Source organism: Natronolimnohabitans innermongolicus JCM 12255 (genome assembly GCF_000337215.1).
GTDB classification, from domain to species: Archaea; Halobacteriota; Halobacteria; order Halobacteriales; family Natrialbaceae; genus Natronolimnohabitans; species Natronolimnohabitans innermongolicus.
Map to the genome: position 1 here is coordinate 84,983 of NZ_AOHZ01000031.1, position 16,132 is coordinate 101,114.

Sequence of the window (16,132 nt, forward strand, 5' to 3'; positions counted from 1 at the left end):
GAACTCGAAGACGCTACTCGACGTCCTGTGCCAGCCCGTTTCGCAAGTCCCGTCCGAAGTAGTACCCGAGCAGACAGGCGACCAGTCCGACCGCGACGCCGACCGCGAGAACGGTCTGGTAAGAGCCGGCGACCGCGAGCATCGTGTAGTCGGCGACTGCCGAAATCGCCCCGACGGCGGTACCGGCGGCACCCATTTCGAGGTACGATCGCTTCGACGAGAGCAAGCCGACCGCGAAGGCGATACCGAACATGCCGGCCATCTGGCCGGCGATCGGCAGCATCGTCCCGCCGACGAGCAGGCCGGTCCCGACCAGCAGGAGGAAGACGAAAAACGTCCGCGGAGAGAAGTAGTTTTTCGCCGAGAGCTTCGAGGAGAGTCCGGAGAGACGCGAACCGCTACTCGAGGATTCGGCGCCGGCGTCGCCCTGTGAGGCCGGCGCGGGGTCGGTGGCCTGTTCATCCGACGACCACCACGCGTCGTCGGCCGCGCTCGAGTCGCCCACTGCAGTGTCGTCTCGCGCGCCAGCGTCGGTGCCGGTGCGCGCGGGCGAGTTCCCGGATTCGCCCTCGAGACCCGTCCCCGAGAGCAGGTCTTCGGTCTCCGAGAGGAGGTCCTCGGTGTCCCGGCTCTCGGAAACTTCGACCTCGTCCGAGCGATCGCTCATGCGATTTCGTTGGGCGGCCGACAGCATGGGTCTTTCCCCGTTCGGCCACAGGGTATACGAACCCGGGAGTCCCACCGGCAGTATGGAGTGGCTTCCGCAAGCGACGTTCGGCGCGTTCGCGGCTGGTGCCGGCGTCTTCTGTTACGTGCTGGTCGCGAACCTGGAGCCGCAGCCGGAGTATCCGGAGCTGATGACCGACCTGATGCGTCTGGTCGGCATCGGAATCGCGCTCTGCGGGCTCGTGATCGGCGCGGTGTTTCTTCGCGCCGCGGCGAGTATCTACGTCGGCTGAGACCGGCTGCTGTACCGATTTGCCAGTGCAACCGCATGACGGGTCACGGTTGTGATGGAACTGACGTACAACAGCCCGTCTGAGATCCCGCGACCCACAGCGAACCCCGAATCGAGGACCCCCACTTTTCACCTCGGGCGCGGTACCGGTACCTGATGAACGCCGAACTGCTCGCGTTCGGTGTCGGTGCCTTAGCCCTCGGAATCGCGACGCTGGTCGCCGCTCGCCGGCTCTTCCCGCGACTCGACGTTCCCGAGGACGCCGAGGCGTCGCTCGAACTCCTCACCGCGATGCTCGTCGGGGTCCTGCTACTGGCGGGGCTGGGGCTCGTGTTGCTGGCGTTGTTCGCCTGAGACGGATCGCTGTACCGATATCCCGGCGCACCCGCCGCCCGGGTGCGGGTGCGCCGGACCTGACGGACAGCAACCCGTATGAGCGGCGAGGCGTCGGGGCCGCGACACCGCCGAACGCTACTATCGCGACGAGACGCCGCTGATATCAGTGAATCCGCTCGGTACGGTTCTCTCGAGTCCGAGCCCGTCGAGCAGCCCCTCTCGACGGCGGAACAAACGGCGAGAACGGGTCCGAAACGGACTCGAGATGGGGATCGTCGAACCGCCCGGACGCGTCGACCCACGGGTCCGTCCGCCGCGGAAAGCGTGCCTTCAAGTCCGCCGGCGCGCAACGCCCAGGCATGAATCCAGGCGATCGCGTTCGCGTCGACCGCGCGGATCGCACGTACGAAGGCGTGTTGCTCCCCTCGAGTACGGACGACCACCTCGTGGTGAAACTCGAGGGCGGCTACAACGTGGGCGTCGACCGCGCCGGCGCCGACGTCGAGGTGCTCGCGGAAGACGTCTACGAGATCGAGGACATGGACGCGGCAGGTCCCGACGACGAGGGCGAGGACGACGCCGCGGACTCGGAAATCGAGTTCGACGACGACCTCCCGACGATTTCGCTGCTCTCGACCGGCGGCACCATCGCCTCCACGGTCGACTACCGTACGGGCGCCGTGACGGCCCAGTTCGACGCCGAGGACGTGTTGCGCGCCGTTCCCGACCTGGCGGGCCGCGCGAACTACCGCGGGCGCGTCGTCGCCAACATCCTCTCGGAGAACATGGAACCGCCGCTCTGGCAGGACCTCGCCGAAGCGGTCTCCGAGGAGATCGAAGCCGGCGCCGACGGCGTCGTCGTCATGCACGGCACCGACACGATGCAGTACTCCGCCTCGGCGCTCGCGTTCATGCTCGAGACGCCCGTTCCGATCGTCTTCACGGGCAGCCAGCGCTCGGCGGACCGACCCTCTTCTGACAACGTGATGAACGCGGTCTGTGCCGTCGAAGCCGCCAAAAGCGACTGCGCGGAGGTGCTGGTCTGCATGCACGCCACCGAGAGCGACGACGTCTGTGCCCTCCACCGGGGAACGCGCGTCCGGAAGAACCACACCTCCCGGCGAGACGCCTTCGAGACCGTCGGCGCCGAGCCGCTGGGCCGCGTCGACTACGACGCCGAGGAGGTCAGTTTCCGAGGCGACTACCAGGAGCGCGGCGCGACGGAACTCGAACGCCGCGAAGGCCTCGAGAGCGACGTCGAACTCCTGAAGTTCACGCCCGGGATGGACCCCGCCTTCCTCGACGTCGTCGAGGGCAGCGAGGGCCTGGTCATCGAGGGCACCGGCCTCGGCCACGTCCACACCGATCTGATCCCTCGCATCGAGGAACTGATCGAGGACGGCACGACCGTCGTCATGACGAGTCAGTGTCTGGAGGGACGGGTCTGCGACCGCGTCTACGATACGGGCCGGGACCTGCTCGAGGCCGGCGTCGTCGAGGCCGGCGACACCCTTCCGGGGACGGCGAAGGTGAAGCTGATGTGGGCGCTCGAAAACAGCGAGGACGTAACGGAGGCGATGAGCACGTCGCTGGCCGGCGAGATCCAGGAGCGGTCAGTTCCCTGGGAGTGAGCGGCTGCGTCGAAATCGCTGCCGAGAGCTGCGTCCTCGTTTTGAGTCATCCTCGCGACGAGCGGCGCGGCTGTGGGGCTCAGGGCGAAGAAACGTCCTCCGACGGATCGTCGTTCACGTCGTACACTTCGCTGAACACTTCCACGACGGCTTTGAACGTCGCCAGGAACACCGGCCCGAGCAACAGACCCAGAAACCCGAAGAGGTAGAGTCCGCCGATGACGCCGACGAGAACCGTTCCTGGGTGGACGCCGGAGCCCATGTCGACCAGAATCGCCCGCAGGTAGTTGTCGACGACGGACAGAACGGTGACCCCGTACACCAGCAACAACGCCGCACTGACCGGTTCACCGATCAGGAACAGGTACCCGACGACCGGCGCCCAGACGAGCCAGATGCCGATCGCGGGCAGGAACGAGACGACGATCATGATGATCGTCCAGAACGCGGCGTTTGGCACGTCGAGAAGGTAGAGCCCGATTCCGCCGAGGATCCCCTCTGCGAGCGCGACGAGCACGTGGCTCATCAGCACCGCCCACGTCACGTCCTGGATCTCGCCTACCAGTTCTTCCCGGACGTCGTCTCTGATCGGCGCGACCGACCCGATCCAGCCGACCAATCGTCGTCCGTCCACGAGGAAGTAATACAGCAAGAAAACCAGCACCAGCAGGCCAAGCGCAACCTGGAAGCTCGTATTTAACAACCCGACCATTTCCTGAAGTGCGAGCTCGACGCTGCGCTCGAGGAAGCCGTCGATTTCGCCGCTGAAATACGTCTCTAGCTCGGCGATAGCGGTATCGTCGAGGCCCAGTTCGTAGAGTGCATCGAGTACGACCTCGGTGACGGCCACCTCGTCGAAGTCCTCGATAAACGAGAGCACGGTCTGGAGGACGACGAGCGTGAGGACGAACAGCGGAAGGACCGTCGCGACGAGTCCGAAAACGGTGACGACGGCAGCTGATATGCGCGGCGTGATCGTAAGCGTGAGTCCCCGAACCGTTACCGTCCGACGGGCGAGCGCGTCGTGAAGCGGGAAGAGAACGAACGCGAGCAGGGCGGCCGCGAACAGATACTGCAAGAGCGGTAAAACGACCAGCGCGCCGATCCCACCGAGCAGGACCAGAAGAAACGCCATAAAACCGACACGAATATTCATATCTGTGCGTTCCCTGAAAGTCCTGTTCACCTATTGGACTTTCGGTAACGGTGAGGTGCGGAGTCACCCGACCCACCGCGGCGTCGCCGGCGATCGGACCGGTGCTACCGTCGTTCGCTACGCGCGAGTCGACTCGAGGTCTTCGAGATAGCGCTCCGGAACGTACGGACGGACGGTCGGCGGGAGGACCCGAACGACGACGACCGCGAGGTCGGCGAGGACCCGTCTGAGCGCGGTGTAGACGACCGCGACGGCGACAGCGGCGATTACGGTCCACTGGAACGGCCCCTCGAGCGCGTACAACAGCGGAGCCGCGAGCAGCCCTGACAAAAACAGGTCTGCCGGCGACCCGTCGTACCGGATCAGCTGACGGGGTGGGATCCACGTGTCGCGGTAATGATCGTAGACCGCTCGCTCGGAGGTTCCCTCCCAGGGACGTAACTCGAGTCCGCTGCCGAGGATATCGGTCAGACAGTGGAGGGCAGCGCCGAGCAGGAACAGGGCGACACCGACGGTCGCTACTGACGGCGCGACGACTGCGACGGCCGCTGCGACCGCGGCGAAACCGCTGTAGTACACCGGATAGTGGAGGGTCTTCCGGTGACCGAAGTACAGATCCAGGTCGGGGAAGATACCGCCGACGAATCCCGCGACGAGGGCGACGGATGCGTACTCCGGGGCCACGACGGCAAACGGGAGTGCGAGCACCATCCCGCCGAGGGCGTGCGTAGGGAGCATCATCGTGTCCTTCTAGAGGGGACAAAACACCTTTAACGTGTCTGACTGACGGTACCACTCCACAATATGAGGGGAGGGGGTTGTCGCTTCCGTCGCTCACGCGCGCTGTGGTGCGAACGGATGCCGTCGTCGAGTGCTCCGCTGAACGACGATCGGGTCACGCGTCGAACCAATGAATTGAACCCCGTACCCGAAAAAGTGAGCGTGAAGGGAATGAGCGACACAGATAGGCTCGCGGCGTTGTTCGTCGAGTCGTCACGAAATACGGTTCTCACATGGCTACTCGTCGCCGTCCTGGGAGCCGGTCTGCTCGGCGGTGGACTGCTCGAGCGGTACGAGGCGGTCCTGCTCAGTGCGGTTGCGATCGCCGTTATCGTCGCGCCGGTGATCGCATTTCGCGACCCGACGATGCTGCCGCCGTGGTATTTCGTCGCGCTGATCTGTCTGCCGATTCTGTGGGACGCGTTCGTTCCACGGCCGTTGACGACGGCGATCGTCCCGAGCCTGGCGCTTGCCACGCTCGGGTTGTTGCTCGCGGTCGAACTCCATCGCTTCACGACGCTCCGTCTCGTTCCGTGGTTCGCCGTCACGCTCACCGTGTTGTTCACGCTCGCCATGGGCGGGCTCCTGAACATCCTTCGCTGGTCGGCGGACGTGCTGTTCGGAACGACGTTTCTGCTCGACGGGCGGACGCAGGATGCGATCAACGCGGCGGTGATGATCGAACTCGTTTTCGTGACGTTCGCCGGCATCCTCGCGGGTGGACTCTTTTACCTGTACTTTCGAGCGGCCGACTCGCGGTCCGATTCGGCGATGGTCGCCCCGCCGGTATCAGGGTCAAACGCGGCGGACGTGGACGGCGTCGTCCTGAGCGACCGGCTGGGATTCTCGGTGAGACGCCAAACCCAACTGGTCCGGTTCATGCAGATCGTGCTCGTCGTCGTGCTTCTCTACGGCGTGTGGACGCTCCAGGTTCCCGTCGCAACCAACGCCGCACTCGCGCTCGCGATCACGTTCATTCCGGCCGTGCTGGAACGGGACTACCACATCGCGATCGAACCAGGACTTGCGTTGTGGGTGGCGAGCGCCGTCTTCTTCCACGCCCTCGGAACCGCGGGCCTGTACGACGCGATCGCGCCGTACGACCACCTCACCCACACGCTCTCGGCTACGGTCGTCGCCGCCGCCGGATACGCCGCGATTCGGGCGATCCACCTTCACGACTCGGTCGTTCACCTGCCGCGGTGGGCGATGTTCGCGTTCACGCTAGTGTTCGTGCTCGCGATGGGCGTCGTCTGGGAAATTCTCGAGTTCGTCGTCGACCAGGGTGCCCTCGCGCTCGGAATGGAACCCATCCTCGCACAACACGGTATCGACGACACGATCGTCGACATGCTGTTCAACACGGTCGGAGCGCTCCTCGTCGCGACGTGGGGCACGGTGTATCTCACCGAAGTCTCCGAAAGCCTCGCGAACGAACTCGAGCGACGGTTCGATGTGGGCGACGCCGAGCGGTAAATCAACTCGAGATCGAGCGAAGCGGTTCGGAACGCTGAGACGCGCCCTGTTCCCCGTCGATTCCCGATCGCCTGAGACCTGACGATCGGTGTGTAACTCGTTTCGGTCACCGCGCTATAGTAGTCAGTAACTGTTCCACGTCGGGAAGGAACCGAACGGCCTCGAGGAGTCCGTTCGCAACGGCCACCAGAATAACCATGTAAATCGCATTGCCGAGCGCCGAAAGGAGGACGAACCGGCGTTGCGGATAGCCGTTCAGACCCGCGATCGCCGACATCAATCCCCGGAGTCCGGGCGTCGCGTTCGACAGGCAGATCGCTTTGCCGCCGTAGCGGTCGAACTGGCGGTTGATAAACGCCATTCGGTCGGCCCCGACCCGACGCCGGACGATCGACGGGACGCGGTCGAGGTACGGGACGGCGCGCGCGATCCCGCGTTCCTCCGTCACCTCGTCGTTGAACCCCTGGTAGAGGAGCCACTGTCCGGCCGTCGCCGCGAGTGCACAGAGCGCGGGAACGATCACCATCGCCACGATGACCGACTCCGTAACGAGGATGTACAGATTGACCTCCTCCCCCGCGTGAACGCGGGGGAATCCCACCATGGGATTTCAGGCCGGGCGTACCGGCCCTAAGGTTTCAAGACGCATTCGTTCCATGCGTCACCTGCTGGGGTTCAGCATCGGCATGGCTGTCTTGTGACCCGGTCAATGAGGCCCCATCCGTAGCCGAGTCATCGTCACCAGCCTTCTGCCGGGGAGCGCGGTCGTTTTGACGGTGGCTCTCTCCACTACGGTAGCGGTCTGCAATGTTTATCGCCCCGTTCACGTCAGCCTGGTACTCTGTGACCCAACAGTCGTCGTTCGAGCAACGGAACGTTGCCTGTCGTGGTCGGTAGCCGTGTTCACCGCAGGCGTGGCATGCTTTCGAGGTGTTCTGGGGATTCACCGTCTCGACGGGGATTCCCTTTTCGGCGGCTTTGTACCGAATCTGTGCGTAGAGCTTCGCAAAGCCCCACCCGTGCAACCGCCGGTTCATGTATACGCTGTAGTCCATGTTCTCACGAATATACGTCAGGTCCTCCAGTACCAACACTGGATTGTCGACGGACTCGGCGTACTCCACGACCTCGCGGGTCACACAGTGGAACACATCATCGATCTGGTCCCACAGTGCGTCACCGTAGGACTCTGCAATTCGCTCACTACCACGCTTCTGAAGCCGCCGCGTAGCGGTGAAATAGGTTTTGCGGAGCCGACGAACAGCCTTACCGTTGTCGGCCCACAGTTTGGGGCGAACCGGAGAACCGCTCTCGTCGCGGTGACACACCGTGACGAGACTCGCTTCTCCGATGTCCACACCGATGGGCGTCCGCTCGTTGGCAGACGCCACAGGTTGTTCTTCCACGTCGCGGGTAGCGGTGACGTGGAGATACCACGTTCCGTCCCGCTCGAACAGCCGACTCTCTCCCATCACGGCATCACCAGCGTACACTGCTTCCACCCAGTCTCGCTGGTCTGGATTGACGTGTGCCGGGATCCAGAGGTGGTAATCGTCGTGATGAGGGATTTTGACGTACCACTCGAGGGCGTTCTGTGGCTTGTGGTCGAGTTGGACGCCTTCGTTGGTGAACTTCACCGGGTGGTCGTCGTGAAGCTCATCGGCATCGTAGCTGCCGCTACAGAGTTGTGGGACGTACTGCTTGAGGGCGTTTTTGGCGTAGCCGGAGAGGTCGTACTCGACAACGACGTCGTTTGTGGCTGACTGCGAGGTGCAGTCGGCGTCGAAGGCTGCCTGAAGTGCCTGCTGATATGCCTCGCGGGTCTCACAGAGCTTGCGCTCTTTGTGGGCATTGGGGTTGACGAGGCGCAACTCCAGCGTCTTCGTGACTTCAGGCATCCGTTCTGCACCCATCACTACGGCTCGGGGAACCATATACATCAGCCATGCGGAGTGAAAGTAACCGAGGGAAATCCACCCTGCGTCACTACAAAAACGGGGGCCGTCTCTGCCTATCGCTCGACCTGCGCCTCAAGACGCAGGTATGCGCTAATCATCTCTATCAACAGCAGAGACGGATGGAGCAACTTTCCGACCAACAGTCCCTCAAGCAGGTACAGGAGCACGAGGATCGGGGCCCCGACCGTCAACACCAACTCGGCCAGCGTCGCATCGATGCTCATACGGACAGGTTTCGACGTCGACAGTTAGCAGTTTGGCGGCTTCGACTTGCGTGAGAAACCGATCTGAGGGGCATCACCGCGACCGACGAGCGAGTCGTCGACGCCTCGCGTTCGAAAGTGACGCCTTTCCCGATCGGGCCCGAACCCTCGAGCCATGAGCGAGACGTCCGACGGCGAGTCCGACGCCGACGCCGAGTTCGACCTCGAGATTCGCCGCGCAACCCACGACGATTACGCTGCCGTCGCCGACTTCACCGGCGAGATCTGGGAGGAACGCGGCGGTGACTACATTCCGGATATCTACCACGACTGGCTCGAGGACGAACCCGGAGACGGGAAGAAGACGTTCCTCGCCGAGGTCGACGGCGAGGCCGCGGGGATCGTTCAGGCGGTGATGCTGACGCCCGACGAGGCCTGGTTTCAGGGGATGCGCGTCGCCGCCGCCCACCGCCGGAAGGGCGTCGCCCACCGGCTGAACGAGGCACTCTTCGAGTGGGCGCGCGAGCAGGGCGCGACGGCCGCCCGCGTGATGGTGTTCTCGTGGAACCAGGCGTCGCTCGGCGCGTCGCGGTACAGCGGCTACGAGCCGCTCACGGAGTTTCGGTTCGCTCACCCGGAGCCGGATCCCGAAGCCGAGACCGAGGGCCCGTATCGCGTCTCGAGTGACCCCACCGCGGCGTGGCGCTACTGGACCCACAGCGACGCCCGCGAGCACCTCTCGGGGCTCGGGCTGGCGCCGGAGGAGTCGTGGGCCGTTCGCGAGCTCACCCGCGACGACTTCGAGCGGTTCGCCGACGAGACGGCCGTCGTCGCCGTCACGGGCCCCGACGGCCTCGCGGGTGCGGCCTACCGGAGCCGGGTCTACGAGCGGCCGGTCGACCCGGACGAAGACGTCGATTCCGACGACGCGGACGAACCCGGCGAACCGGCCGACTCGAGCGTCGGGGACGACGCGGAACCGCCGACCGAAACCTGGGCCGAGTACGGCGTCGGCGCGTGGGACGACGCCGACGCGGCGCGGTCGCTGTTCGCCGCGGTCGCCCGCGACGCGGCCGCCGTCGGCGCCGAGAAAACGCGCGTCCTGATCCCCGAAACGGCCCGATACGTCACCGATGCGCCCTTCGCGGGCGCCGAAATCTCCGAGGAACCGGACTTCGTACTCGGGATCGATCTGACCGGCGACTGATTCTCGAGCGCCGCATCCTCGAGCGAGCGCGTCAATACTTACCGCAGGACGTTGTGGGTCGAAGTAGCATGGCTGCCGAAGGTCCACGAGAGAGTCGACACGAGGAGATCGAGGCGATCGTCGAGGAAAAAGACGGTGGGGTGGCGCCGGTCCGCGACGAGGCGGACAAGTACACCGTCGTCGGCGCCGCCGAGCGTGCCACGTTCTCGAGTTGGCTGACGCCGGTCGAGGAGCACTTCGTCTGCCACCGAAACGACATTCCGGAGATCGAGGCCGACGACTGGACCGTCGCCCTCGGCGGCGAACTCGAGGGCGCCGTTTCGATGACCGACCTCGAGACGGAGTATCCAACGGTGGCGGTCGCCCACACGATGGAGTGTGCCGGCAACGGCCGCGGCCAGCACGATCCCGAGACGGGCAGCGTCCAGTGGGGCTTCGACGCCGCTGCGACCGCCGTCTGGTCCGGCACGCCGGTGAGTTCGATCCTCCGCGACCACGGTCTGGACGCCGACCGCGTCGAGGACCGCTGGCTGACCGCCGTCGGCGGCGATCGGTCGGACGGCGAGGACGTCTTCGCGCGGTCGATCCCCCTCGAGAAAGCCCTCGAGGACTGCATCCTCGCCTACGGCATGAACGGCGAGCCGTTGCCCCCGGCCCACGGCTACCCCGTTCGCCTGCTCGTTCCCGGCTGGTACGGCGTCAACAACGTGAAGTGGCTCGAGGAGCTCCGCGTCACGGACTCGATGGTGACCGACGGCGCGCTGGACCGACCGGGCGAGCACGCCTACTGGCAACAGGAGGCCTACCGCATCCGCCCCGAGGGCGTCGAACCGGAGCCGAGCGAGACGGTCGAGGCCGTCGACACGTGGGACCAACTCGAGGGCGCGGTCGACCACCCCTACACGTTCGACGCGACGGTGATGTCGGTGATCGGCGAACCCGATGGTGAGTCACCCGTGACGCCGGCCGAGGACGGAACGGTCACGATTCGCGGCGTCGCCTGGGCGGGCGACGACGCGGTCGAACGGATCGAGGTGTCGACCGACGGCGGCGAGACGTGGGCCGACGCCGAACTGTTCGGTCCCGAGTACGACGGCGCGTGGCGGCTGTTCCGCTACGAGTGGGATCCAGTCCCCGGCGAGTACGCGCTGTACTCGCGGGCGACCGACGAGTACGGCCGTCGCCAGCCGGCGCGAATTTCCGATCCCGAGGCCTGGCGCGACGCCCTCGAGGACGACCGGTTCCCGTGGAACGAGGGCGGCTACGCGGCCAACGCCTACGAGCCGAACGGACTCGAGGTGACGGTCGAGTCCGACGCGGACGACTGACCGCCTCGGACGGTTCGAACCGCTCGAGCGACTCGAGCCGAGACAGCCGGCCAGCGGCGCGGTTCCGAGGACGGCGAGCAGCGGCCGCAAGTGTACGTCGTCTTCCGAGTCAGCCCCGATACGTGTTCGTCGTTAGCCGCCGCTGACCGGCGGGAACAGCGCCAGTTCGTCGCCCTCTTCGAGTTCGGTTTCGAGCCCCTCCTCCTCGACCAAGACGTTCGTTCCGTTTCGAAGCACGTTGATCTGGGAGCGCAACTCGCCGTCGTCGGTGAGGACGCGTCCCTCGAGGTCGGGGCGGTCGTCGACGAGTTCGGTCAGGGCCGCTCCGACGGTGTCGCCCGCGCCGGCGTCGACGGTGACGTGCTTGTCGCCCGCGCGTTCGGCAAGGTCGGCGAACAGCTTCCACTCCGTAGGCATACGTGGCGGTATCGGTGCCGGCGGCAAGTAGCTACCGCTCCGGGCCACCGTTCGGCCCGACTCGAGCGGCGGGTCATCATCGCGAGCGACGACTTCGAGGTGGAGGCCGCAACCGCACACGTCGAACCGGCGTTCGGGCCGAACCCGGCTGCAGGCCGAACGAACTTCGTCTCGACCGTGGTACGGGCGCGACGTGAGTTCCGATTCCGACGCGCGACGGGTCGCCATCGCCTGCCAGGGCGGGGGCAGCCACACGGCCTTCACCGCCGGCGTCCTCGGCCGACTGCTCGGCGACGCCGCCCTCGAGCGCGAGGTCGACATCGTCGGCTTCAGCGGCACCTCCGGCGGCGCCGTCTGTGCGCTGCTGGCGTGGTACGGCCGCGAACACCCGGACGAATCGCCCGACGAACTGCTCGCGGACTACTGGAGTGATCTGGCGGCCGAAGGGCCGCTCGACCGCGCGGCCAACGGCGCGATTCGCTGGGCCAGCCGACTCGAGCGCGCGGGCGTGCCCCTGCCCGACGTCAGCCCCTACCAGTCGCCGGCCGCGAGCTGGGGTCGTCGGGAGTTTCTGACCCTGCTCGAGCGCCACGTCGATTTCGCGGCGATTCCCGAGTTACTCGACGGCAACGAGCCGGCGCTGTTGATCAGCGCGATCGACGTACTGTCCGGCGAGTTCGAGATCTTCCGTGAAGACGACCTCTCCCCCGAAGCGATCCTCGCGTCGGCGGCGATTCCGTTCGCCTTCCGTGCGGTCGAAGTGAACGGGAGCTACTACTGGGACGGGCTGTTCTCGAAGAATCCGCCGGTGAAGGATTTCGTCACGAACCGCGAGACGCCGGATCCCGACGAAATCTGGGTGATCAAGATCAACCCCGAACGGCGGGATCGCGTGCCGAAGTCGGCCGACGGCATCGCCGACCGGCGCAACGAGCTCTCGGGTAACAAGTCGCTCAGCGCCGAAATTTCGTTCGTCGAGCACGTCAACGAGTGGATCGAGGCGGGCTACCTTCCCGAGAAGTTCACCCACACCGAGATCGAACGCATTCGGTTCGGTCGCCCCGACCTCCACTGGCGAACGAAACTCGAGCGCGAACCCGAGTTCATCGAGTCGCTGTACGCCGACGGCGAGGCGGCGGCCGAGGCGTTTCTGGCGGAGCGGTAACAGACGGTCCTCTCAGAGCGCTGAAATCGGCCAAAGACGGTGCCGTTAACTGCCGCCGTAGCGGACCGGGCGTATGGTCGGCGAGGCGCTGTTCGAGCGGTTACCGGACAACTGGAAGCGACTGGTAACCGTTCGCGCCGCTATCGTCCTCGCGCTCGTCGTCGCGCTGCTCTCGGTGGTTACGGGCGTCATCCACATCAGTCAGGACACCGTCGCCGAGGGACCGCTCGTGGGCCAGGTGCCTCCGGTCGTTCAGGAGGCCGTCGGCTTTACCGGCGCGCTGACCGGGTTTCTGATGGTCGGCAGCGCACTCGCCCTCCGGCGAGGCCTGCGTGCCGGCTGGTGGGCGACGTTGATTCTCATGCCCGTGACGGCGATTCAGGGGCTGTTACAGGTGAGTCAGTACTCGCTGCCGCTGGTCGCCCTCTCGCTGATCTCCGTCCCCGTTCTCCTGTTCACTCGCAAACGGTTCGATCAGCCGCTGGAGTTGACGACGACGCAGCTCGCGGCCGGCGGCGCGCTCGTCGGCGTGCAGGCCTACGGGACGTTCGGCGCCTACGCCCTGCGCGAGGACTTCGACGGCGTCGAGAACGTCCTCGACGCGTTCTACTTCACGCTGATCACCTCGAGTACGGTCGGCTACGGCGACATCGGGCCGGAGAGTCCGGAAGCGATCCTGTTTACCATGTCCGTAGTCGTCCTCGGGGTGGCCAGTTTCGGTATCGCCATCGGGGCGCTCGTCGGCCCGGCGATCCAGTCTCGCATCTCGAAGACGCTCGGCAAGATGACCGACTCCGAACTCGAGTTGCTCGAGGATCACGTCGTCGTCCTCGGCTACGGCGAACTGACGGAGCCGATCGTCGACGAACTCGCGGCCACCGATCGTCCGTTCGTCGTCGTGACGAAAAACCGCGACGCGGCGACGGAGCTCAACGAGCGCAACGTCTCGGTGATCACCGCCGATCCGAGCGACGAGGAACCGCTTCAGCGGGCGAAAATCGACCGCGCCGCCGCGATCCTCGTCGCGACGAACCACGACGCCGAAGACGCGCTCGCGATCCTCACGGCCAATCAGCTCGTTCCGGAGACGCGCATCGTCGCCGCCGCGACGGACCGCGAGAACACGGCGAAACTCGAGCGGGCCGGCGCCGACGCGGTGATCAGCCCGGCCGTGCTCGGGGGTCACCTGCTCGTGCGCTCGGCGATGGGCAGCGACGACAGCGAACTGATCGAGCGGATCGTCGACAGCGACTAATTTCGGGTCGCAGTACGCGCTCGAGACGAACCCGTATCGACACCGGCGTGTACGGCATCGTCCGACGTCAGCCCTTACGGCTCCGGCGCTCCCTCGAGAATCTCGACGCCGCTCGAGGCGCCGATCCGCTCCGCGCCGGCGTCGATCATCGCCATCGCGTCCTCGTAGCTGCCGATCCCGCCGCTGGCTTTGACCGGGCGGTACTCGCTCATGCGCTCGACGTCCGCGACCGTGGCGCCGCCGTCGGCAAATCCGGTCGACGTTTTGACCATCGCCGCGTCGGCGGCCGCGGCGGCCTCGCAGGCTCGATCGATCTCGTCGTCGGTCAGCAAGGCGGTCTCGACGATTACCTTCACCGGAATCGGTACCGCGGCGACGAGTTCCGCGATTTCGGCCCGGACGACGTCGTCCTCGCCGTCTTGCAGTCGGCCGACGTTGAGCACGACGTCGAGTTCGTCCGCGCCGGCCTTCCAGGCGAGGACGCCTTCGCGACGTTTCACGTCGTGGTCGTTCTGTCCGTGGGGGAAGCCGATCACCGTCGCGAGCGTCACGTCGGGAGCGTACTCGTCGGCTACCTCGAGGGCGTACGGCGGAATACAGGCGTTCATGCCGTACTCGGTCGCCTCGTCGAGGACGGCGCGAACGTCGGCGATCGAGGTTTCGGGGCCGAGGACGGTGTGATCGATCAGGGGTGCGAGTTCGCTGCGATCCATAGCGAAGGGACTCGCCCGACGGCCAAAAACCCGCCCGATCACTTTTGCCGTCTCGTGTGCAACCGTTCCGCATGGCAGATCGAGGGACGGACGTCGATCCGGCCGTCGCGACGACCGCGGACGAGATCGCCGCGATGGAGATCCGCGGCGCGGCGACGATCGCCGACGCGGCCGCCGAGGCGCTCGCGGCGCAGGCTCGAGCGTCGACGGCCGAGCGACCCGAGGCGTTTCGCCGCGAACTGCGCGACGCCGCGAAGACGCTCTACGAGACGCGGCCGACCGCGGTGAGCCTCCCCAACGCCCTGCGGTACGTCTTTCGCGGCATGGACGGCGAGACCGTCGCCGATCTGCGGGCCGCCACGGTCGCCCGCGCCGAGCGCTTCCAGCACGAACTGGCCCACGCCCAGTCGGAACTCGGCGCGGTGGGCGCGAATCGGCTCCGCGACGGCGACGTCGTCATGACCCACTGTCACTCGACGGACGCGCTGGCCTGTATCGAGGCCGCCCTCGAGGACGGCAAGGAGCTGGAAGCGATCGTTCGAGAGACCAGGCCGCGAAAGCAGGGCCACATCACGGCCCGACAGTTACGCGAGTGGGACGTGCCGGTGACGCTGGTCGTCGACAACGCGTCGCGTCGGTACCTCAATCGGGCCGATCACGTCCTGATCGGCGCCGACAGCATCGCCGCCGACGGGAGCGTGATCAACAAGATCGGCACCAGCGGACTCGCGGTGACGGCCCGCGAGCGCGGCGTCCCCGTGATGGTCGCCGCCCAGACGATCAAGCTGCACCCGGACACGATGACCGGCCACACCGTCGAGATCGAGATGCGCGACGAACGAGAAGTGCTCTCCGAGGCCGAGCGCCACGAAATCGTCGGCGACGCCGACGACGCTGGAGACGCTAGAGGTACCGATAACGACGGAGACGCTGGAGACGCCGAAGACGGCGCGGACGCACGAGGCGACGAGAACGAGAACGGACGAGACGACGGACTCACCGTCGAGAACCCCGCGTTCGACGTTACGCCGCCACGATACGTCGACGCCATCGTCACCGAACACGGCCAGTTCCCGCCCGAGAGCATCGTGACGCTAATGCGTGAACTGTTCGGCGAGACGACCAGCGAGCCCTGGAATCCCTCGCGTTGAGCGGGATCGCCGTTGGCCGTCCGTCCGGCCAGCCGGCCGGTTTCGATTTCCCGTTCCCTCGGCCCGTCGAGAGAACGTTCACACGGTCGAATCAATTGCAATCGGAAAGTGTTAGTCGCTGGTGTGAGGGACGTACTGATATGGTAGTACCCGAGGGGTTCGTCCTTCCACCCTGGTACCTCCTCGTTCCGATCCTCGTGGTGCTCGCGGGGATCGTCGCACTGCTCTGGGCGCTCGAGCCGCCGGTCACCGACCGGACGGTGCTCGCGTTTACGCCGTGGATGATGCTCGGCTCGGCGCTGCACGTGCTCCACCGCCTCGAGGTGTATCCGGACTCGATCGAGATCCTGTTTGGCACCCCGAGCGTCTATCTCTGTCTCTTATACACATCTCTGAGC

The 16,132-nt window shown here is 65.8% G+C and carries 17 protein-coding genes and 1 pseudogene; 10 read left to right on the plus strand and 8 right to left on the minus strand.

All coding sequences use genetic code 11. The features are described from left to right. Positions 1-13: 13 nt before the first annotated feature. Entirely contained in the window at positions 14-667 is a 654-nt protein-coding gene (locus tag C493_RS05980) for a hypothetical protein (protein ID WP_049889172.1), read from the minus strand. A gap of 82 nt (positions 668-749) precedes the next feature. Between C493_RS05980 and C493_RS05985 the strand changes: the two genes are divergently transcribed. The 3 genes from C493_RS05985 (at position 750) to gatD (ending at position 2,925) form a co-directional block, all read left to right on the plus strand. Beyond that, positions 750-959, plus strand: coding sequence for a hypothetical protein (locus C493_RS05985; protein ID WP_007258518.1), 210 nt, complete (start codon positions 750-752; stop codon positions 957-959). Positions 960-1,114: 155 nt separating this feature from the next. Beyond that, positions 1,115-1,312, plus strand: a complete 198-nt coding sequence (locus C493_RS05990) for a hypothetical protein (RefSeq protein ID WP_007258519.1) — start codon at positions 1,115-1,117, stop codon at positions 1,310-1,312. A gap of 341 nt (positions 1,313-1,653) precedes the next feature. Beyond that, positions 1,654-2,925 carry a Glu-tRNA(Gln) amidotransferase subunit GatD gene (gatD, locus tag C493_RS05995; RefSeq protein ID WP_007258520.1) on the plus strand — a complete coding sequence of 424 codons (1,272 nt, stop codon included), beginning with the start codon at positions 1,654-1,656 and terminating at the stop codon, positions 2,923-2,925. Positions 2,926-3,004: 79 nt separating this feature from the next. Here the strand turns inward: gatD and C493_RS06000 are convergent, their stop codons facing one another. Both C493_RS06000 and C493_RS06005 read right to left on the minus strand, forming a co-directional pair. After that, positions 3,005-4,060, minus strand: a complete 1,056-nt coding sequence (locus tag C493_RS06000) for an AI-2E family transporter (RefSeq protein ID WP_007258521.1) — start codon at positions 4,058-4,060, stop codon at positions 3,005-3,007. Between the two features lie 138 nt (positions 4,061-4,198). Further along, positions 4,199-4,822 (minus strand): metal-dependent hydrolase, encoded by a 624-nt coding sequence (locus tag C493_RS06005; protein ID WP_049889164.1) that lies wholly within the window; start codon positions 4,820-4,822, stop codon positions 4,199-4,201. 210 nt (positions 4,823-5,032) lie between these two features. On the opposite strand from C493_RS06005, the gene C493_RS06010 reads away from it, so the two are divergent. Beyond that, a complete protein-coding gene (locus tag C493_RS06010; RefSeq protein ID WP_049889165.1) occupies positions 5,033-6,337 on the plus strand; it encodes a hypothetical protein in 1,305 nt (434 codons plus the stop codon). 106 nt (positions 6,338-6,443) lie between these two features. Here the strand turns inward: C493_RS06010 and C493_RS06015 are convergent, their stop codons facing one another. The 3 genes from C493_RS06015 to C493_RS22565 form a co-directional block, all read right to left on the minus strand. Continuing rightward, positions 6,444-6,941, minus strand: a complete 498-nt coding sequence (locus tag C493_RS06015; RefSeq protein WP_007258524.1) for a DedA family protein — start codon at positions 6,939-6,941, stop codon at positions 6,444-6,446. A 34-nt stretch (positions 6,942-6,975) separates the two neighbouring features. After that, positions 6,976-8,235: an RNA-guided endonuclease TnpB family protein gene (locus C493_RS06020; RefSeq protein ID WP_007258525.1), complete on the minus strand. Its 1,260-nt coding sequence runs from the start codon at positions 8,233-8,235 to the stop codon at positions 6,976-6,978. Between the two features lie 113 nt (positions 8,236-8,348). Further along, a complete protein-coding gene (locus tag C493_RS22565) occupies positions 8,349-8,519 on the minus strand; it encodes a hypothetical protein (RefSeq protein ID WP_241430879.1) in 171 nt (56 codons plus the stop codon). Between the two features lie 154 nt (positions 8,520-8,673). On the opposite strand from C493_RS22565, the gene C493_RS06025 reads away from it, so the two are divergent. Together C493_RS06025 and C493_RS06030 are read left to right on the plus strand one after the other, a co-directional pair. After that, positions 8,674-9,705 carry a GNAT family N-acetyltransferase gene (locus C493_RS06025; protein WP_007258526.1) on the plus strand — a complete coding sequence of 344 codons (1,032 nt, stop codon included), beginning with the start codon at positions 8,674-8,676 and terminating at the stop codon, positions 9,703-9,705. Between the two features lie 68 nt (positions 9,706-9,773). Further along, positions 9,774-11,033, plus strand: coding sequence for a sulfite oxidase (locus tag C493_RS06030; protein WP_007258527.1), 1,260 nt, complete (start codon positions 9,774-9,776; stop codon positions 11,031-11,033). Positions 11,034-11,165: 132 nt separating this feature from the next. On the opposite strand, the gene C493_RS06035 is transcribed toward C493_RS06030, so the two are convergent. Beyond that, on the minus strand, positions 11,166-11,450 hold the full coding sequence (locus tag C493_RS06035) for a ubiquitin-like small modifier protein 1 (protein WP_007258528.1): 285 nt from the start codon (positions 11,448-11,450) through the stop codon (positions 11,166-11,168). 193 nt (positions 11,451-11,643) lie between these two features. On the opposite strand from C493_RS06035, the gene C493_RS06040 reads away from it, so the two are divergent. Together C493_RS06040 and C493_RS06045 are read left to right on the plus strand one after the other, a co-directional pair. Then, a complete protein-coding gene (locus C493_RS06040) occupies positions 11,644-12,615 on the plus strand; it encodes a patatin-like phospholipase family protein (protein ID WP_007258529.1) in 972 nt (323 codons plus the stop codon). 73 nt (positions 12,616-12,688) lie between these two features. Then, the gene (locus C493_RS06045) at positions 12,689-13,870 is read left to right on the plus strand and encodes an NAD-binding protein (RefSeq protein ID WP_007258530.1); all 1,182 of its coding nucleotides are present in this window, start codon (positions 12,689-12,691) and stop codon (positions 13,868-13,870) included. A 74-nt stretch (positions 13,871-13,944) separates the two neighbouring features. Here the strand turns inward: C493_RS06045 and deoC are convergent, their stop codons facing one another. Further along, on the minus strand, positions 13,945-14,583 hold the full coding sequence (deoC, locus tag C493_RS06050; RefSeq protein ID WP_007258531.1) for a deoxyribose-phosphate aldolase: 639 nt from the start codon (positions 14,581-14,583) through the stop codon (positions 13,945-13,947). 71 nt (positions 14,584-14,654) lie between these two features. Here deoC and C493_RS06055 point away from each other — a divergent pair, with 71 nt between their 5' ends. Beyond that, entirely contained in the window at positions 14,655-15,734 is a 1,080-nt protein-coding gene (locus C493_RS06055) for a ribose 1,5-bisphosphate isomerase (protein WP_007258532.1), read from the plus strand. 140 nt (positions 15,735-15,874) lie between these two features. Then, positions 15,875-16,132 (plus strand): annotated as a pseudogene (locus tag C493_RS06060) (DUF63 family protein); the annotation flags it as partial.